Here is a 20,480-nt window from a genome sequence, read left to right as displayed (position 1 = left end):
CCCGGCGAGGTGATTTATATGTCCTTTTCGTCTATCACAAAAAACGAGTTGTCAAGAATATACCCCGACGATAACTGTTGCAAATTAGCTGAACTTGCTGCTTTGATAAGAACAATTGGTTCAATATCTATATATGGTCATCAAAGAATTAGTTTAAGTCTTGTAACTGAAAATGCTTCTGTAGCAAGATTGGCATTTAAGCTTTTAAAAGATATATTCAATGTCGTGGCAGAGGTGATGGTGAGGAGAAATAGCCAACTAAAAAAATCTTTAAGTTATTTGATCTTAGTCTCTGACAAAGACGCAGCCGAGAACATATTGAGAGAAGTTGGACTTTTAAAGTATGACAGTGAAGGTAGTAAGTTAAATTATGGCATAGACAAAAGCATTGTTAGCAAAAAGTGTTGCAAAAAAGCCTATATTAGGGGGGCTTTTCTTGGAGGCGGTTCGATTAGCGATCCAGAAAAGGCGTACCATTTGGAATTTATAACGCACAATTTAGATCATGCTAAGGATTTAAGCAAATTAATAAATAATTATCATTTGCATTCAAAAATTATTGCAAGAAAAAATAATTATGTAGTATACTTAAAAGAGGGAGAACAAATAGTAGATGTCCTAAACATAATGGGGGCACATAATTCCTTATTAAACTTAGAAAATATACGCGTATATAAAGACATAAGGAATAATGTAAACAGGCTTGTTAATTGCGAGACTGCTAATCTAACAAAGACCATCAATGCATCATTGAGGCAGATAGAGAATATAAATTATATAAAGAACAGCGTAGGGCTTAATTATCTCCCGGATAATTTAAAAGAGATTGCAGAAAAAAGGCTTAAATATCCAGATATAAGCCTTAAAGAATTGGGTCAAATGCTAGATCCTCCTGTTGGAAAATCAGGAGTAAATCATAGATTAAGAAAAATTGAAGAAATAGTATCAAAATTAAAAGAGAGGAGAGTCAACAATTATGACTGAAAAGACAGTAGAAATTAAAAATAAGACAGGTCTTCATGCGAGACCAGCAGCTTTATTTGTACAAGCGGCTAGCAAATTTTCATCACAGATATGGGTGGAAAAAGAAAATAAAAAGGTAAATGCAAAAAGCATCATGGGTATTATGTCATTAGGTGTTGCACAGGGAAATACAGTGAAACTTATCGCTGATGGCAGCGACGAACAAGAAGCAATTAAGGCACTTGTTGATCTAATTGATTCAAAATTTGGAGAAGAATAATCTAAAAAGGTTTCTTAGGAAACCTTTTTTGCATGAAGGATGATTTTTTTATGACTAAAAATGAGAGGGTGCTGGAGTATCTAAAAAGCCTGCCAGAAGGAACCAAAATATCAGTAAGGAGTTTAGCGCAGGCTTTAAAGATAAGCGAAGGCACTGCATATAAAGCCATAAAAGATGCAGAAAGCATGTACATTGTGACAACTATTCCGAGAGCAGGTACCATAAGGACAAAGCCTAAAAGCAAGTCCTTTGATAGACTGACCTACGAGGAAATAAAGAATGTTGTGGATGGAATTGTTTTAGGCGGAGAGAATGGGCTCAATATAGAGCTTAATAAATTTTTGATAGGCGCCATGACAACTGAAGAAATGGTAAAATATATTCAACCCGGTGATCTTATTATACTCGGCAATAGAGATAATGCACAGATGGCAGCATTAAAAGCAGGTGCTGCCGTCCTTATAACAGGTGGATTTGATGCTAAAATAGAAGTTAAAACTTTGGCAGATAAGCTTTCATTGCCATTGATCTCTACTACTTATGATACCTTTACTGTGGCAACCTTAATAAACAAAGCAATCAATGAGAGGATGACTAAGAAGAGGATACTGCTTGTAAGCAATATCATGTCATCTAATCCTATCTACATGACGACAAATCAGACAGTAAATGATTGGAAGGCATTGCTAAATAAGACAAGCCATACAAGGTATCCTGTTGTAGATGAAAGCGGTACTTTGGTTGGAATAGTTACATCAAGAGAAATAGCTAAAGCTGACGATAATGATAAAATAGGAGATATAATGGCCAGAAATCCAATATACGTCACTGAAACTACAACTGTAGCTTTCGCAGCTCATCTCATGATATGGTGGAATATAGAGGTTTTGCCTGTTACCAATAATAAAGAACTTGTCGGCATAATAAGTCGGGAAGATGTGATAAAAGCGCTTCAGTACATGGCAAAACAACCTCAGATCGAGGAGACTATCAATGACACATTATTAAAAGACTTTCATGCTGAGAAAACTCAGGATGGGATGAAATTTTATGGTACGATACCGCAAAACATGGTAAACCAATTGGGAACAGTCAGCAGTAGCGCCCTCATGATGCTTATGAGCGAATGTGGCATATCATCAGTAACGAGAAATAAAAGATTTGATGCTGTTGTAGATAATTTTTTGGTTTATTTTATAAGGCCTCTACAAGCTGAAAAAACAATTGAGGTTAATACTTCTATTATTGACTACAGCGGTAATTTTTGCAAAGTTGAGATATCGGTTTTATACGAAGAAACAATGATTGCAAAAGCGCTGATGTCTTTGAGGCTTTTAAAGAACAAAAAACTTTTTTAAGGTGATTATGATGTTTGTACATTTGCACGTTCACAGCGAATACAGTCTTCTTGATGGTTCATGCAGAATAAAAGAGCTTATAAAGAGGACAAAAGAGCTTGGAATGAACTCTATAGCTATTACAGATCATGGCGTCATGTACGGTGCCATTGACTTTTACAAAGAAGCCGTATCTTATGGTGTAAAACCTATAATTGGATGTGAGATTTACGTCTCTCCAAGATCACTATACGATAAAGAATACGGCATAGATAATCTAAACTACCATTTAATTTTACTATGTAAAAACATGACTGGATATGAAAATTTGATGAAAATTGTCTCAAAGGCATCTATTGATGGTTTTTACTATAAACCGAGGATTGATCATCAGTACTTAAAAGAACACAGTGAAGGTCTGATAGCGCTTAGCTCATGTCTTGGCGGTGAAATACCATCATATCTCATATCTGATGATTATGAAAAAGCTAAAGAGACTGCTATTTTTTATAACTCTATTTTTGGAACAGGTAACTTTTATTTGGAGCTTCAATACCACGGTTTAAGCCAACAAGAAAAAGTAAATTCAGAATTGATAAAGCTTTCAAAAGAGCTAAACATACCTCTTGTGGCCACAAATGATGTGCATTATCTTAATAAAAAAGATCATTTGGCACATGAAGTCCTTTTGTGCATCCAGACAGGTAAAAATATGGATGATTCTGACAGGATGTCATTTCCAACAGATCAGTTTTATTTAAAATCCCCTGATGAGATGTATGAGATGTTTTCTTATTGCAAGGAAGCTTTGGAGAATACGGTAAAAATTGCTGATATGTGCAATCTGGAATTTGAATTTAATAAAACGAAGCTTCCTAAGTTTGAAGTGCCAGACGGCATGAAGTCTGATGAATATTTGAGAAAGTTATGTATTGATGGGTTATATAAAAGGTATCCAAATCCAACTGATGAAGTGATGGAAAGGCTAAACTACGAGCTTTCTGTGATAGAAAAGATGGGATATGTTGATTACTTCTTAATCGTTTGGGATTTTATTAAATTTGCCCGCGACAATGGAATAATGACTGGTCCTGGAAGGGGTTCGGCTGCAGGAAGTCTTGTGGCATACTGCCTCGGCATAACAAAGATTGATCCTATAAAGTACAATCTTCTTTTTGAAAGATTTTTGAATCCTGAAAGAGTAAGCATGCCAGATATAGACTCTGACTTTTGCTATGAGAGAAGACAAGAAGTAATTGATTATGTAGTCAAAAAGTATGGAGAAGACAGAGTGGCTCAGATAATAACATTTGGTACAATGGCTGCCAGGGCTGCCATAAGAGATGTGGGGCGTGCCTTAAACTTCCCTTACGCTGAAGTTGATGTCATTGCAAAAATGATACCTTTCGAACTGGGTATGACTATAGATAAAGCAATCGAGTTAAATCCAGAGCTAAAAGATAAGTACGAAAAAGACGAGAAGATTAGGCGATTAATTGATATTTCAAGATCTCTTGAAGGTCTTCCGAGGCATGCTTCTACACACGCTGCTGGCGTAGTTATATCCAGTGAACCACTGGTTAAATACGTGCCACTTCAAAAAAATGAAGGCTCTATTGTCACACAGTTTACAATGACGACTTTGGAAGAATTAGGTCTTTTAAAGATGGATTTTTTAGGTTTAAGGACACTTACTGTCATAAGAGATACTTTGGATATCGTAAAAGAAACCAGAGGAATAGATGTTGACATAGACAGTATTGACTTTGAAGATAAAGAAGTTTATGCACTGATAAGCAGAGGTGATACTGAGGGCGTATTTCAATTAGAGTCATCTGGAATGAAACAGTTTATGACAGAGCTAAGGCCAGAAAAGTTGGAAGATGTAATAGCGGGTATATCGCTTTATAGACCGGGACCGATGGATCAAATACCAAGATACATAGAAAATAAAAATAACCCTGAGAATATAAAGTATGAACATCCACTTCTTAAACCAATTCTTGATGTCACATACGGTTGCATGGTGTATCAGGAACAAGTTATGCAAATAGTAAGGGATCTGGCAGGGTATTCATTGGGAAGGTCTGACTTGGTTCGCCGTGCTATGGCGAAGAAAAAAATGAAGGTCATGGAGGAAGAGAGAAAAAACTTCATTTATGGAATTAAGGATGAAAATGGAAATTACGTTGTACCGGGAGCTGTAAATAGAGGCGTCGATGAAGCTACAGCTAACAGGCTTTTTGACGAAATGATAGATTTTGCCAATTATGCATTCAATAAATCTCATGCTGCAGCTTATGCTGTTGTGGCATTTCAAACAGCATATTTAAAGCGGTATTATCCTGTTGAATTCATGGCTGCATTGCTTAATAGCTTTGTTGATAATACGGACAAGGTGGCTTTTTATGTACAAGTTCTAAAAAAGATGGGTATACAGATTTTGCCGCCAGACATAAATGAAAGCTATTCCTACTTTACCGTCGTCAATGGCAAAATCAGATTTGGCCTTGCTGCTGTTAAGAATGTTGGGTTAAACGCCACTCTGGAAATTGTAGAAGACAGAAAGAAAAATGGCAGGTACACTTCTATCATAGACTTTTTTGAGAGAATAGACGAAATGCAATTAAACAAGAAGGCCGTTGAAAGTCTCATAAAAGCTGGTGCATTCGATTCATTTGGTGTCTACAGATCTCAATTATTGGCTGTTTACGAAGGCATCATGGAAAGCATTCATAGAAGCAGAGAGAAAAATATAAAGGGACAGATGTCTTTATTTGAAAGTGATTCAGAAAGCCATAAAATCGATTATTCGCTTCCAGATATCAAAGAATTTTCTAAAGGCGTAATACTTTCTATGGAAAAAGAGACTATGGGGCTTTATATTAGCGGTCATCCACTTGACGAATATCAAGACGACATACGAAGAATAGCAAATTGTACAACCAGAGACTTGAAAAATAGTGATGATTCGTTTGTAAAAAAATCTGCCTTTGATGATCAGGATGTTGTTTTAGTAGGGATTGTAGAGAGCAAAAAAATAAAGTTTACAAAAAATAACAATATGATGGCTTTTGTAAATCTTGCAGATTTGTATGGTACCATCGAAGTCATCGTATTTCCTGCTGTGTACGAAAGGTATTCAAAATTTTTAAGTGAAGATCTCCCTGTTATAATAAAGGGCAAAGTCAGTTTAAGAGAAGATGAAGAGCCAAAGATTTTATGCGATGAAGTCGAACCACTTACACACAGGATAAGGGAAAAACTGTGGCTTAATGTAAAAGAACAAAAAGATGTGGAAAAGATTAAGGGCATCTTAACAAAATACAAGGGAAACATTCCGGTTTTTATAAGATATGAAAATAAAAATCTGGCAGCACAAAAAGATCTTTGGGTAAATGGTGCAAATGAGCTTTTGGATGAACTTGCAAGTGTACTGGGAAAAGAAAATGTTAAAATTGTATAACGCGTAAATATATATTGATATTATACAAAAAATAAATTAAAATAGTAGTTAGAATATTCAAGGAGGCCTTTTTATGTGGACTGTTATATATATGGCGCATAGCATGGAAGTTGCAGAAAAGGTCAAAGATGTGCTGACAAAAGAAGGCTTTTTGGTAAAATTAAAACCATTGAAAAAAAATGTAGACAATAACGACGGCTACTGTGAAGTCATGGTTCCTAATTCAGAAGCTCAGGATGCACAGAATATTATTATTGAATATGGTCTTTAATTACCCCTTAAAAGGGGGGCTTTTAATAAAATGGGACATATAATGACCCGGTTGGTAAGGAGGATATATTATGAGAACAATAGGTGTTTTAACAAGTGGTGGAGATGCACCAGGCATGAATGCTGCTATAAGGGCAGTAGTAAGATGCGGCATATATAACGGGCTAACAGTGAAAGGCATCATGAGAGGTTATCAAGGGCTCATAGACGACGAGATAGAAGACATGACATTGTCATCTGTAGGAGACATAATTCAAAGAGGTGGTACAATACTTCGAACAGCCAGAAGTGCAGAATTTAAGACAAAAGAAGGAAGAGCTAGGGCTGCAGAGGTATTGAAAAAGCACAATATTGAGGGTCTGGTAGTAATAGGGGGGGACGGTTCTTTTAGAGGTGCACAGCTTTTAAGCAATGAACATGGTGTTAATACAATCGGTATCCCTGGAACTATTGACAATGATATACCGTGTACAGATTATACAATTGGCTTTGATACTGCTTGCAATACTGCTATAGATGCTATAAACAAGATTAGAGACACAGCAACATCACACGAAAGAGCAAACATTATAGAGGTAATGGGAAGAAATGCTGGGTACATAGCGCTTTATGCAGGACTTGCTGGAGGAGCAGAGATTATAATAATACCCGAAGTTAAATTTGACATTGATGAAGTTTGTGAAAAAATTTCGTATGGCATAAAGAGGGGCAAGCTGCATCACATAATTGTATTGGCTGAAGGCGTAATGAGCGGTCTTGAGCTATCAAAGATGATTCAAGAGAGGCTTCCAAAATTGGACTTAAGGCATACGACGCTGGGCCACATACAAAGAGGCGGTGCACCTACTGTCATGGACAGGGTTATGGCAAGCCAAATGGGATCAAGAGCTGTAGAGCTTTTATTAGAAAACAAATCTCAAAGGATAATAAGTATAAGAAATAATCAGATTGTTGATGATGATATTGATACCGCATTGGCAATGAAAAAAGAGTTTAATTTAAAGCTTTATGAACTCAGCAAAATATTATCAATTTAAGGAGTGAAGATATGCGTAGAACTAAGATAATATGTACGATTGGTCCTGCCAGTGAAAAGTATGAGATATTGAGAGAGCTTATAGAAAGTGGTCTTAATATCTGCAGATTGAATTTTTCACATGGTGACCATGAAGAGCATGGAAGCAGGATAGATAATATTATAAAGATTAGAGAAGAGCTTAATCTGCCTATAGCAATTATGCTTGATACAAAAGGACCTGAAATAAGGACTGGCAAATTTAAAGGCGGTATTGCAGAGCTAAAAGAAGGTCAGACATTTACGGTGACATCAAGGGAAATTGAAGGAGATAATACTATTTGCTCTGTTTCATACAAGGGGCTTCCTCAAGATGTGGGGAGAGGTTCTCGCATATTGATTGATGACGGGTTAGTATCATTGAAGGTCAATGACGTAAAAGGCGAAGATATAATATGCACTGTGGAGAATTCTGGTACAATAGGTGACCACAAAGGTGTAAATGTGCCTGGTACAAAGCTTAATTTGCCTGCTATAACGCAAAAAGATGTAGATGACATAGAGTTTGGAATAAAAAAAGGAATCGACATGATTGCAGCGTCTTTTGTTAGAAAAGCAGCGGATGTAATAGCTATAAGGAGGTTGTTAGAAGACAATGACGCTGGTCATATACTTATTATATCAAAAATTGAAAATCGCGAAGGTGTGGAAAATATCGACGAAATAATTAAGGTTTCTGACGGTATAATGGTTGCCCGCGGTGATTTAGGTGTTGAAATTCCTATAGAGGAAATACCTATAGTTCAGAAAAGGATAATTGAAAAATGCAATAAAGCAGGTAAACCAGTTGTCACTGCTACCCAGATGCTTGATTCTATGATAAGAAATCCAAGGCCCACAAGGGCAGAGGTGACAGATGTGGCCAATGCCATATTGGACGGTACTGATGCGATAATGTTGTCTGGTGAAACAGCACAAGGCAAATATCCGGTAGAAGCTTTTAAGACAATGTCAAAGATAGCTGAAAAAATTGAAACGTATATAAATTACAAAGAAAATTTAGATAAAAATGTGGATTACAATATTTCTATGACAAACGCTATAAGCCATGCTACATGCACTACCGCAAGAGATATAGGTGCGACTGCCATTATTACATCTACAATATCAGGCTATACTGCTCGAATGGTGTCTAAGTATAGACCGTCAGCACCTATAATTGCAGTGACGCCAAACAAAGATGTAGCAAGAAAGCTTAGCATCGTATGGGGTGTACATCCACTTATATCACAAGAAGTCAGCTCTACAGATGAAATGATAGAAGTATCAGTAAATACGGCTTTAAGTGAAGGCTTAATTCGAAATGGCGATATTGTAGTAATATCGGCAGGAATACCTGTCGCGACTACAGGCACGACAAATATGTTGAAGGTTCATATTGTGGGAGATGTAATAGTAAAAGGCACAGGCATAGGTACTAAATCCATAAGTGGTGTTGTTTCCATCATAAGAGATCCATACAAGGACAAAGATAAGTTCAGAGAAGGAGACATCATCGTTGCTCAAAAAACTGAAAGGGATTATATGCCTATAATTGAAAAGGCTTCGGCTATCATAACAGAAGAAGGCGGACTAACGTCACATGCTGCAATAGTTGGATTAAACTATGGATTGCCTGTCATTGTAGGATGTGAAGGAGTAACAGCTAAGCTAAAAGATGGAATGACGGTAACTCTCGATACTGCCAGAGGATTGGTCTACAAAGGCATAGTGAATATAAAATAGGACAGGAAGTCATCTTCTTGTCTTTATTTTTTGAGGTGATAATGAAATGTATACTTATGATGCAAAAGTAAGGGTCAGATATGGGGAAACAGATAAGATGAGCATAGTGTATCATGCAAATTATTTAAACTGGTTTGAAATAGGTAGGACAGAATTTTTCAGATCTTTAGGCATGACTTATCGAGAATTAGAGCAAAATAATGTCATGCTTCCAGTGATAGAAGCTAATTGCAAATACTTTTGGCCTGCAGAGTATGATGATGTAATAATTATAAAGACAAAAATAGGATTTTTAAAAGGCACCAGAATAAGGTTTGAGTACGATATAGTGAAAGAAGATGAAAATAAGCTTTTAGCACAAGGCATGACAGAACACCCATTTACGACACTTGACAGAAAACCTGTAAATATAAAAAAAGTTTTGCCTCATATTTATGAAATGTTGAATAAATGCTATGATGATGGTGTTTAGATATTATTAGATAAAAAGTGTAAAGCATGAATATAATTCAATAAATTGGTTATAATGGTATTGGTAACCGATTATATCATGGGCATTGTGCCCTATTTTTTTTGTCTTTTCATAAAATCGATTGCACAAATCGTTGATATAATGTAAAATGTTATTGGAGGCGATGAAATTGAATAGAAAACTTATAAAATATCTACCTGTACTATTTCTTGCGTCAAGTGTACTAAGTGGATGCGCTAACAATAATATATCAAACATTAAAATTGAGAGATTGAATAATGTACAAGCAGTAAATGGTTCGGGTGAGACTGATACTTGGGCTAAAGCTCATAAACAAGGCGTAGGAACCGCAAACAACTACACTTCAAAAGTATGGTTTACACTCGCAGATGGAGCGATATCTGAGGTTTACTATCCCACTATAGATATTGCTGATGTAAAGGATATTAAATTTTTTGTGACAGACGGAAAAACGTTTGTCTCAGATGAGACAAAAGACACAATAGTCAAAGTCGAAAAACTCACTGAAAAATCGTTGGGATATAAAATCATTAACACAGATAAAGATGGGCGATATAAGATAACTAAAGAAGTATTTACTGATGTAAAGAGGAATTCTCTCATAATTAAGGCGAAGTTTGAAGCCTTAAAAGGCAATGTTGATGATTACAGGCTTTACGTAATGTGTGATCCTCATGTAAAAAATCAGGGCAAATACAATGAAGGATATGCAGTTAAGGCAAATGGCAATGTTGCGTTAATTGCTGAAAGAGATGGAATTTATACTGCTTTGTCATCTGATATAGGATGGAAAAAGTACTCAATAGGGTATTATAAAGTAAATGACATCGTGACAGACCTATATAAAAATATGCAAATGACTTACAATTACGATAGTGCAAGAGGTAACATCATAGAAGGCGCTGAGGTAGATCTTAAAAAAGACAGTCAATTTGAAATTGTATTGTCTTTTGGACAAAGTGAAGACGAGGCAGTAAAAACAAACATGGAAACTTTAAATGATAATTACGATAGCTTAAAGAAAGCTTATATAGACGAATGGGAGAAGTATTGCGATAGCCTTAATAACTTTGGGGGAAAAGCAAATTCACTGTATTTTAGCAGCATGATGATATTAAAGGCAAGTGAAGACAAGACAAACAAGGGTGCATATATAGCATCCCTATCAATTCCATGGGGTGATGGTCAAGAAGATGACAATATCGGTGGCTACCATCTTGTATGGTCAAGAGATCTGTACCATGTAGCAAATGCATTTATTGTTGCTGGTGATACTGATTCGGCAAATAGAGCACTTGATTATTTAGTCAAAGTAGTGAAAGACAATGGTATGATTCCTCAAAATACATGGATAAATGGTAAGCCATATTGGACAGGTATACAGCTTGATGAGCAGGCGGACCCAATAATATTAAGTTACAGGCTTAAAAGATACGATCTTTATGAAAGCCTTGTCAAGCCTTTAGCTGATTTCATCGTAAAAATAGGTCCTAAGACGGGACAAGAAAGATGGGAAGAAATAGGTGGATATTCACCAGCAACGATGGCTTCGGAAGTAGCAGGACTTACATGTGCTGCATATATAGCTGAACAAAATAAAGATTTTGAATCTGCTAAAAAATATCAAGAAAAGGCGGACAATTGGCAAAGGCTTATTGACAGCCTAACTTACACAGAAAAAGGTCCATTGGGAGATGGCCACTACTATATAAGGATAGCGGGGCTTCCAGATCCGAATGCCGATTTCATGATAAGCATAGCGAATGGCGGTGGTGTATACGACCAAAAAGAAATCGTAGATCCAAGTTTTCTTGAGCTTGTAAGGCTTGGAGTAAAATCAGCAGATGACCCTAAAATATTAAATACGCTGAAAGTCGTAGATGAAACAATAAAAGTTGAAACGCCGAAAGGACCGTCATGGTACAGGTACAATCATGATGGATATGGCGAGATGTCTAAGACAGAACTATATCATGGAACAGGAAAAGGAAGATTGTGGCCTCTCTTGACAGGTGAAAGAGGTATGTACGAGATTGCTGCGGGAAAAGATGCAACATCTTATGTAAAAGCTATGGAGAATTTTGCAAATGAAAGCGGCATAATATCGGAGCAAGTATGGGAAGATACTGGACTTCCTACTGATTCAGCATCACCTCTTAACTGGGCACATGCAGAATATGTAATATTATTTGCATCAAATATAGAACATAAAGTGCTTGATATGCCAGACATCGTTTATAAAAGGTATGCTTCAAAGTGATACACAGATTTTCCGGATGACTATATCCGGGAAATCTGTTTTTCATTGTTTAAATAGAGTATAATTGTGTATGAGAATATGAATTTGGAGTGATAATTATTGCAAAATGTAAGCATTGGCGATATATACGAAATATACATTGACAATATGGCACATGAAGGACAGGGCGTTGGAAGGTTAGATGGAATTGCCGTTTTTGTGAAAGGTGCTTTACAAGGTGAGAAGGTCTTAGCCAAAATAGATGAAAAACACAAAAATTACTTAAATGCACATGTGGAAAAAATATTAGAGCCATCAGAAAAAAGAATTGTGCCTAAATGCCAATATGCTGATAAATGTGGTGGCTGTACACTTCAGCATCTAACATACAGCGGACAGTTAGAATTTAAAAAACATGTAGTGGGAGAAAGCTTGAAAAGAATTGGAAAAATTGATGTTGCCGTATTTGATACGATAGGCATGACTGACCCACTGCATTATAGAGATAAGGCAGAATATCCATTAAGCATTAAAAATGGCAAGATAGAAGGTGGATTTTACGCATCTAAATCACATGAAGTGATTGGCATTGATTCTTGTATGATTCAAAGTAGTGTCAGTGTCAATGCAATGAAAACTGTTGTAGAGTGGGCAAACGACTATAAGATTACAGTTTACGACAAAAAAACTGGGAAAGGGTTTTTAAGGCACGTGATAACTAAAGTTGGCTTTGCAACAAAAGAAGTCATGGTTATTATTGTGGCGAATAGCAGAGACATTTCACACAAAAAAAAACTTGTAAGCCGGCTTAAAGGAAAAATTGAAAACTTAAAAAGTGTTGTTTTAAATGTAAATAGAAGCAATGGAAAACAAGTTATGGGTAACGAAAATATTGTCATATATGGTGATGATTATATTACTGATTTTATTGGAGATAAAAAATTTGAAATATCTCCTTTGTCGTTCTTTCAAGTAAATCCCGTTCAAACCAAAGTGTTGTATGAGAAAGCATTAGAATATGCAGATTTAAAAGGCGATGAAATTGTCTTTGACGTGTACTGCGGTATAGGCACAATATCTATATTTTTTGCAAAACATGCGCGAAAAGTGTACGGAATAGAGGTAATACCAGATGCTGTAGAAGATGCGAGGCAAAATGCAGCCATAAATGGAGTAAATAATGCAGAATTCATTGCTGGAAAAGCAGAAGATATCATGATAGAACTTTGTAATAAAGGTTTAAAGCCTGATGTCATAGTGTTCGATCCACCAAGGAAAGGATTAGACAAAGATGTTGTAGAAGCATCGATAAAAATGAATCCTGAAAAAATAATTTACGTCTCGTGTAACCCGACTACATTAGCAAGGGATTTGAGAATTTTTGAAGACAATGGATATAGAACAAAAAAAGTACAACCAGTTGACATGTTTCCATACACGTATCATGTTGAGTGTGTGGTATTGATACAAAATGTGAAAAATAAATAAGCGCCTGAAAAACGGCTTGAATACAGGGTTTCCCGGTGATTTGCCGCCCGCCGAAAATGTGCTTTTTGGCGGCGGGGATGCCGGGAAGCCCTGTATTTTTATGTGTGTGATTGTTCGTGGAAACACATCCACAGCTTTTCGGGGCGGCTTTTGGCTGGCGGGGTTGTGTAGACGAAAAAGACGGCGGTTGAAAGCATTTGATGTGTCCGCGGGAACATGTCTATAGCGATTTTTGTATGAGGTTTATATTTTTGTTTTGTGTCTGATCAGAAAAGAACGTCAATACGTGTCAGCCGTTTGACGGCTAAGCTATTTGCGCCAATTTACTTTTATACGAATAGTACCTTGACAGTCATAGTAATGTAATATATAATATTGCTGTGGAGGTGGTGACATGGGAGAGAACAGGATCACATCCGACCTGTTGCGAGGGCATACCGATACGATGATTTTACGGCTTTTATCAGAAGCCGATCGTTACGGCTACGAAATTGTAAAGCTGATTGCCGAGCGTTCGGACGGCGAGTACGAACTGAAGGAAGCAACAATGTATTCCAGCGTCCGGAGGCTTGAGGCGGACGGTGATATCGAGTGGTATTGGGGCGATGAATCTCAGGGCGGACGGCGCAAGTATTTTCGGATTACCGAAAAAGGCAAGGCTACTTATGCCAGAAACAAAGCCAATTGGGAGTATGCGAAACGAGTGCTTGATAAATTATTATAAGGAGATGAAATGTTATGAACGAGAAATTGAATAACTATTTGAACAGTGTTTTTGCGCCCTACGAGGGGTTAAAAAGCGTTAACGAACTAAAGGCAGATTTGCTCTCTGATCTGCAAGAGCGATTCAAAGAACTTAAAGCAGAGGGTAAGGACGACGAAGTGGCTTTTAAGATGACCATTGATAGCATTGGTGATATAGAGCAGACGGTCCAAGAAATTGCTAACCTCTCTCGTTCGCTGGAGCGGCAGGTGCTGACAGACTTGAGCGCGAGTAACTTAATTAATAGTGATTTCGAAGGTGTTACCGCACATAAAGGGAAATTTGTGGCAAGCGCATTGCGTGGCTCCAACTTTTCCGGTGCCGACCTGACTGGAAGCTTGTTCAAGGCAAGTGATATGTGCGAAGCGAATTTTGACGGTACTAATTTAACTGATTGCCAGTTCTATACCAGTGATCTGATGGATTCGAGCTTTACTAAATCAATCCTTATACGCACCCATTTTAATATGTCAGAGATGAAAGGAACAAAATTCATAGATTTAAAGCTGACTGACGTAAAATTTGACATGATCGATCTTAGAAAAACTACCTTTAACCGTTGTGTCTTTATGGGCGTGGATTTTAAATATTGCGATCTACGAGGACAACGATTTGACGGACAGAGCTTTATTGGCGTTAAGTTCAATAAATCAGCACTGAACGAGGTTTCTTTTCAAGGCGCTACACTAAAAAATACTTCGTTCCATCCCGGTTTTACCTTATCGAAGAAGTATTACCGCGCCATCCAAACCATCTGCTTTGACGGAGCAATGATGGATAAATTAACCTACAATGCACTTAAAGCTTTAAATGCAGATTTATCAAAGGTTACTATTATATAAGGAGTGAAGAATATGCAAAACAGAGCAATCCAAGTGAAAGGATTGCGAAAATCCTATAAAGAGCTTCATGTTCTAAAGGGCGTAGATTTTGAGGTGGAAAGAGGCAGTATTTTCGCCCTGCTCGGCTCCAACGGCGCTGGCAAGACGACGATTGTCAAAATCCTCACCACGCTGCTGAAACCGGATGGCGGGACTGCCATTGTCAACGGATTCGACGTTGTGTCAAAGCCCGACAGCGTGCGGCAGTCAATAAGCCTTACCGGGCAGTTTGCCGCCGTGGACGAGATATTGACCGGGCGAGAAAATCTCATCATGATCGCAAGACTGCGACATCTCAAAAATCCGCGCCAGGTCGCGGATGATTTACTAGACCGCTTCGGCCTGACCGATGCCGCCGACCGCAGGGTTTCCACCTATTCGGGAGGTATGCGCCGCAGAATAGACATCGCCATGAGCCTTGTGGGGAAACCACAAATCATTTTCCTCGATGAGCCGACCACCGGACTTGATCCCGAGGCACGTATTGAGGTTTGGAAGTTTGTCAAAGAACTTGCTAGCGGCGGCACGACGGTGTTTCTAACCACTCAGTATTTGGAAGAAGCCGAGCAGCTCGCCGACAGAATTGCCATTTTGCATGAAGGAAAAATCATCGCGAACGGCACCCTAGAGGAACTGAAAAAGCTGTTTCCGCCCGCAAAGGTGGAATATGTGGAAAAACAGCCGACGTTGGAGGAGATATTCCTTGCAATCATCGGCAAAAAGGAGGAAAAGTAAATGGATACGCTTAAGAAACACTTTTTCAGTGATATGGGTGTTATGCTGTGGCGTTCCATGCTCCATATTCTTCGCAGCATGGACACCATCATCACAGTTACCATCATGCCAATTGCGTATATGCTGCTGTTCGTCTATGTGTTCGGTGGTGCGATTCAAACCGGTACGGATAATTATGTGAATTACCTGCTTCCCGGCATCTTGCTGATTGCGATTGCAAGCGGCATCGCCTATACAGCTTACCGCCTGTTTATGGATATGCAGCGGGGCATCTTTGAACGGTTCCACTCCATGCCGATTGCACGTTCAGCCGCGCTGTGGGGACATGTACTGACCTCATTGGTTTCCAATGCGATTACGGTTATCATTATTATTCTTGTGGCGCTCATTATGGGCTTCCGTTCGTCGGCGGGTGTATTGTCATGGCTTGCCGTGGCCGGGATACTTGCGTTGTTTACATTGGCTTTGACGTGGATCGCGGTGATTGCCGGACTTTCAGCAAAATCAGTGGACGGCGCAGGCGCGTTTGCCTATCCGCTTCTCTTTCTGCCGTTTATCAGTTCGGCTTTTGTACCGACCGAGACAATGCCGCCGGTCGTCCGTGCCTTTGCCGAAAACCAGCCGGTGACCTCGATCGTTGAATCCATCCGCGCACTGCTGTCTGGGCAGCATGCCGGAAATGATATTTGGGTTGCGCTTGCATGGTGCTTGGGTATCCTCATTGTTGCATATCTATTCGCGATGAGGGCTTACAAGCGCAAAGCAGCTTAATGGTTGCAGGCATTAAATAAAAAACAAATAAGCGCCTGAAAAACGGCTTGAATACAGGGTTTTCCGGTGATTTGCCATCTGCCGAAAATGTGCCTTTTGGCGGCGGAGCTACCGGGAAACCCTGTATTTTTATGTGTGTGATTGTTCGTGGAAACACATCCACAGCTTTTCGGGGCGGCTTTTGGCTGGCGGGGTTGTGTAGACGGAAAAGATGGGAATTGATTGCTTGAGGGAACATGTCCAAAAGAATATATAACACGGCATTTTGGAAAGTATATTGACTAGTCGACTACTCTATGTTATTATATAGTAGAACTCAATATAATTGGTTACCAACGTTATTGAATACCAAAGGGGGTGATTTTCTGGAGAACATGAGTGAAATGCTCAAAGGCGTTTTGGAAGGTATAGTGCTGGAAATTATAAGTCACGGCGAAATATATGGTTATGAGATTGCCAAAAAATTACGCTTATTGGGCTTTGAAGAGATTGCGGAAGCTACTGTGTATGCGTTGCTGCTTAGGCTTGAAAAAAACAAGCTGGTTCACATAACAAAAAAACCTTCGGAAATAGGCCCGCCAAGGAAGTTTTATACCCTAAACGAACGAGGATGTGAAGAATTATCTTCTTTTTGGGCAAGATGGAATTTTTTAAGTGAGCGTATCGAAATTATAAGAAAGGAAGGGATTAAAAATAATGAATTTTAGTGATGAGATTAGAGAAAAAATTAAACAGTTTGCGAAGGAGCAATCACAGCATTATTTAGAAGAAGCTGAGATGACTTACTTAGAAAAGCTGCAACATAAAATCGGTCAGACAAAAAGCAAGTTTATAAATAAACTATCAAAACTAAAAAGCCGTTCTGATGTATCACTTGATGTACAAAACGATCTGATTCTCTATATGAGTGATTACATGAAAGATTTGATGGAAAAAGGCTTTTCAGAGCAGGAAGCATTTGAGCGTGCGAAGGAGGAACTAAAATATTCAAGCGAATCAATAAGGACTGCTGACTTACATGATAGATTTGTAGAATATTATAAGAATTACGATCCAGCCGATTACGAAGTCATCGGTCTATTTGATGCTGGATTTATGTTTCTTGGGCTTTCCATTGGAGCACTTGCTGGATTTATAACAAGCGGCGGACGGGAGATGTTCATCTTTGGCGGTTGGATTGATACTCTTATTGGTGGTGTAGCGGGTGTAATAATTGGTTTGGGAATAGGGCAAATCAGTCATGCAATTATTGTATTGAAGAAAAAAAGATGAGAAAAGGAGTGATTGTATGCCAAATGTTATTGAAATTGATAATTTAAGAAAAAGTTTTTCAGTCAAACTGAAGGGCAGAATAACTATGGTCGAGGCTGTACGTGGTATTACGTTTTCGGTAAGTAGTGGTGAGATTTTTGGTTTTCTCGGTCCAAATGGTGCTGGAAAAACTACGACTCTCCGGATGCTTACAACACTTTTATCGATCGATGGGGGTAAAGGAGCTATTTGTGGATACGATCTTGTACGTCAGCCCAAAGAAGTAAGGAGTCACATCGGTTATGTCAGCCAGCTTGGAGGAGCTGACTTGGGGGCAACCGGTCGCGAGAATCTGTTCCTTCAGGGAAGACTTTACGGGATGAGTCGTTATGACGCAGAAAAACGTACGAATGAATTGCTCAATGTTTTTGAATTAACCGAGATGGCCGATAGGATTGTTAGAACCTATTCCGGAGGTCAAAAGCGCCGGCTTGAAATCGCAATGGGTATGATGCACCGCCCTGAAGTGTTATTCCTTGATGAACCGACAATAGGTCTTGACCCGCAAAATCGAACTAATCTTTGGCAACAAATAAGAAAATTACAAAAAGAAGGTATGACTATTTTCTTGACAACACATTACTTAGATGAAGCAGATATCTTATGTGATAGAGTAGCAATTATTGATTTTGGTAAGATTGTTGTTGAGGGTACACCTTTGGAACTCAAAAATCGAATTTCTAGCGACGTTATACTAATTCGATTTTCAAAAGAGAGAATAGAACAAGCAAAAAAGCTATTTGACACTATAAACTTTATAAATGAAAGTGTGGTTGAAGGTGAGAACATCTATCTTTTTGTTAAAGACGGAGCGCAAGTTTTACCTCACATTTTTGAGATTTTAAAAAATAATGGATTGCAAATGCAGTCAGTAACGATGACCAGTCCATCCCTTGATGATGTATTTCTTAAATATACCGGAAGATCGTTACATGATACAAAGGAGGGTATTGCATGAAGACTATTCATGAAACAGGGCTGCTTTTTAAAAGAAGAATGATAGAACAAATTCGATCTCTTATATGGTTTTTCATGGGGATTACAACTCCTTTATTATATCTTATTTTCTTCGCACCTCTTTTGGGTGGCATTCCAACTATAGGGGAAAATAGTGTTGCTGACGCTTTTGTACCAGGTTTGTTAGCTTTATTTGCATTAAATAGTGGCACTGGCATTGCATGGATAATCAATAATGAGCGTACGACAGGAGTTATTGAACGCTTTAGAGTTTCGCCGGTTAATCGTTTATCGCTGTTATTAGGAAATGTATTTAAAGATGTTGCCATGTTTTTGATTACTTCATTAATTGTCATTGCTGTTTCGCATTTTATTGGATTTCACATTCATATATTTGGTCTTACTGTCCTATTTATTTTGCTTTGTTTGGTGACAGTAGTTGTTTCTGCTGCATGCAGTGGTTTAGGGCTAATAGCAAAAGATATAGGCACAATAGCTGCTGTTGTGACAGGTTTACAGCTTCCGATAACTTTGTTGTCTGGAGTTTTACTTCCTATTTCTCTTGGGCCAACATGGCTGCAAGTTATCGCACATTTAAACCCATTATATTATGTGGTGGAAGCTTCTCGCTTATTATCCGGTGGCGTACTTTGGGATATGAAAGTTTTTTGGGCATTTGCAGTTGTGATACTGCTATCTGTGGTTACCATCAGTTGGGCAATGAACATTTATAGAAGGGCTGTATCATAAACACATCAGATGTATATTATATATAGAGGAGTTTGTATGAAAATTGGCGATAATGTTGTGATGTTGGAAATTTCAGATGATATTATGGGTTCTCAGAGGACGATTTATCCTGTCTTAATTTTTGATAATGAAAATGCGATTTTAGTTGATACAGATTTTCCTGGACAATTGCCTAAGATTCGCGAAGCTATAAAAGAGACCGGTGTGCCATTTGAAAGTATTAATGCGATTATATTGACACATCACGATATCGACCATATAGGAAATTTATCAGATATGGTAAAAGAATTGCAAGGTATAGCAAAGGTTATGGCACATGTCGATGAGAAACCATACATTGAAGGTGACTTGAAACCATTAAAATTAGCTCAGCTTGAATCAAAATTGAATGCATTACCTGACGAAATGAAAGGAATATTCAATAAGATGAAGTCATCATTTGATAAAAATAGGACAAAAGTCGATGTGGCATTAAATGATGGCGAAGAACTGCCATTTTGTGGTGGTATTGATGTAATACATACCCCCGGTCATACATTAGGGCACGTTTGCCTTTATTTAAAAAAGACCAAAGTGTTGATTACAGGCGACATGCTAAACATTAAAGACGGAAAACTTGTCCCTTCATCAAAGGATATTAATTTTGACGATGACATGAATCTAAAGTCGATTGAAAAGATAGGCGGATATGATGTTAAGTATGTAATTTGCTACCACAGCGGCCTTTTTAAAAAGGAATGTTAATGTATGATAGTAAGCGTTAGAAGGATAGATGTGTAAAAATCCTTCTGGTATGATCAACAATCTTCATATTGGCAGTTACATTCATACTATTTTTAGTGTTTATTTCTATGAAAACTACAGTAAAAACATAGTAAATACTATAGATGAGAAAAATTGATAACAAATATTACCATAAAATAGATACACTACGCCTATGCTAACTGTAGTTCTTCTAAAATTTCATCAATAGGTA

At 37.9% G+C, this 20,480-nt stretch carries 19 protein-coding genes; all 19 read left to right on the top strand.

Going from position 1 to position 20,480, the window contains the following annotated elements; genetic code table 11:
• Positions 1 to 18 precede the first annotated feature (18 nt).
• The 19 genes from whiA (at position 19) to HNR52_RS09285 (ending at position 20,248) form a co-directional block, all read left to right on the top strand.
• Entirely contained in the window at positions 19 to 984 is a 966-nt protein-coding gene (gene whiA, locus HNR52_RS09375) for a DNA-binding protein WhiA (RefSeq protein ID WP_013787430.1), read from the top strand.
• Complete coding sequence (locus HNR52_RS09370; protein WP_013297295.1) at positions 977 to 1,243, top strand: HPr family phosphocarrier protein; 267 nt, start codon at positions 977 to 979, stop codon at positions 1,241 to 1,243. The genes whiA and HNR52_RS09370 overlap by 8 nt, the downstream gene beginning before the upstream one ends.
• Before the next feature lie 50 nt (positions 1,244 to 1,293).
• Positions 1,294 to 2,601: a DRTGG domain-containing protein gene (locus HNR52_RS09365; protein ID WP_041592066.1), complete on the top strand. Its 1,308-nt coding sequence runs from the start codon at positions 1,294 to 1,296 to the stop codon at positions 2,599 to 2,601.
• Positions 2,602 to 2,611: 10 nt separating this feature from the next.
• Positions 2,612 to 6,046, top strand: a complete 3,435-nt coding sequence (locus HNR52_RS09360; RefSeq protein ID WP_435620431.1) for a DNA polymerase III subunit alpha — start codon at positions 2,612 to 2,614, stop codon at positions 6,044 to 6,046.
• A gap of 73 nt (positions 6,047 to 6,119) precedes the next feature.
• Positions 6,120 to 6,317, top strand: coding sequence for a hypothetical protein (locus tag HNR52_RS09355; protein ID WP_013787433.1), 198 nt, complete (start codon positions 6,120 to 6,122; stop codon positions 6,315 to 6,317).
• A gap of 70 nt (positions 6,318 to 6,387) precedes the next feature.
• On the top strand, positions 6,388 to 7,353 hold the full coding sequence (gene pfkA, locus HNR52_RS09350; protein WP_013787434.1) for a 6-phosphofructokinase: 966 nt from the start codon (positions 6,388 to 6,390) through the stop codon (positions 7,351 to 7,353).
• An 11-nt stretch (positions 7,354 to 7,364) separates the two neighbouring features.
• Positions 7,365 to 9,116: a pyruvate kinase gene (gene pyk / locus HNR52_RS09345; RefSeq protein WP_013787435.1), complete on the top strand. Its 1,752-nt coding sequence runs from the start codon at positions 7,365 to 7,367 to the stop codon at positions 9,114 to 9,116.
• A 46-nt stretch (positions 9,117 to 9,162) separates the two neighbouring features.
• A complete protein-coding gene (locus HNR52_RS09340; protein WP_435620422.1) occupies positions 9,163 to 9,588 on the top strand; it encodes an acyl-CoA thioesterase in 426 nt (141 codons plus the stop codon).
• Between the two features lie 169 nt (positions 9,589 to 9,757).
• Positions 9,758 to 11,869, top strand: a complete 2,112-nt coding sequence (locus HNR52_RS09335; RefSeq protein ID WP_435620421.1) for a glucan 1,4-alpha-glucosidase — start codon at positions 9,758 to 9,760, stop codon at positions 11,867 to 11,869.
• A 99-nt stretch (positions 11,870 to 11,968) separates the two neighbouring features.
• Entirely contained in the window at positions 11,969 to 13,336 is a 1,368-nt protein-coding gene (gene rlmD / locus HNR52_RS09330) for a 23S rRNA (uracil(1939)-C(5))-methyltransferase RlmD (RefSeq protein WP_435620420.1), read from the top strand.
• Between the two features lie 394 nt (positions 13,337 to 13,730).
• Positions 13,731 to 14,060, top strand: a complete 330-nt coding sequence (locus HNR52_RS09325) for a PadR family transcriptional regulator (RefSeq protein WP_435620419.1) — start codon at positions 13,731 to 13,733, stop codon at positions 14,058 to 14,060.
• 14 nt (positions 14,061 to 14,074) lie between these two features.
• Positions 14,075 to 14,941 carry a pentapeptide repeat-containing protein gene (locus HNR52_RS09320; protein WP_435620418.1) on the top strand — a complete coding sequence of 289 codons (867 nt, stop codon included), beginning with the start codon at positions 14,075 to 14,077 and terminating at the stop codon, positions 14,939 to 14,941.
• A gap of 12 nt (positions 14,942 to 14,953) precedes the next feature.
• Complete coding sequence (locus tag HNR52_RS09315) at positions 14,954 to 15,715, top strand: ABC transporter ATP-binding protein (protein ID WP_435620417.1); 762 nt, start codon at positions 14,954 to 14,956, stop codon at positions 15,713 to 15,715.
• Complete coding sequence (locus HNR52_RS09310; RefSeq protein WP_435620416.1) at positions 15,716 to 16,486, top strand: ABC transporter permease; 771 nt, start codon at positions 15,716 to 15,718, stop codon at positions 16,484 to 16,486. It abuts the gene before it with no gap.
• A gap of 296 nt (positions 16,487 to 16,782) precedes the next feature.
• Positions 16,783 to 17,193: a PadR family transcriptional regulator gene (locus HNR52_RS09305; protein ID WP_435620415.1), complete on the top strand. Its 411-nt coding sequence runs from the start codon at positions 16,783 to 16,785 to the stop codon at positions 17,191 to 17,193.
• Positions 17,183 to 17,758, top strand: a complete 576-nt coding sequence (locus tag HNR52_RS09300; RefSeq protein WP_435620414.1) for a hypothetical protein — start codon at positions 17,183 to 17,185, stop codon at positions 17,756 to 17,758. The genes HNR52_RS09305 and HNR52_RS09300 overlap by 11 nt, the downstream gene beginning before the upstream one ends.
• Positions 17,759 to 17,774: 16 nt before the next feature.
• Positions 17,775 to 18,755, top strand: a complete 981-nt coding sequence (locus tag HNR52_RS09295; protein ID WP_435620413.1) for an ATP-binding cassette domain-containing protein — start codon at positions 17,775 to 17,777, stop codon at positions 18,753 to 18,755.
• Positions 18,752 to 19,504 carry an ABC transporter permease gene (locus HNR52_RS09290; RefSeq protein ID WP_435620412.1) on the top strand — a complete coding sequence of 251 codons (753 nt, stop codon included), beginning with the start codon at positions 18,752 to 18,754 and terminating at the stop codon, positions 19,502 to 19,504. The genes HNR52_RS09295 and HNR52_RS09290 overlap by 4 nt, the downstream gene beginning before the upstream one ends.
• Before the next feature lie 36 nt (positions 19,505 to 19,540).
• The gene (locus HNR52_RS09285; protein WP_435620411.1) at positions 19,541 to 20,248 is read left to right on the top strand and encodes an MBL fold metallo-hydrolase; all 708 of its coding nucleotides are present in this window, start codon (positions 19,541 to 19,543) and stop codon (positions 20,246 to 20,248) included.
• Positions 20,249 to 20,480 lie beyond the last annotated feature (232 nt).

The organism is Thermoanaerobacterium thermosulfurigenes (assembly GCF_051201035.1).
GTDB classification, from domain to species: domain Bacteria; phylum Bacillota; class Thermoanaerobacteria; order Thermoanaerobacterales; family Thermoanaerobacteraceae; genus Thermoanaerobacterium; species Thermoanaerobacterium thermosulfurigenes.
This window is presented reverse-complemented; position numbering and strand designations above follow the sequence as displayed.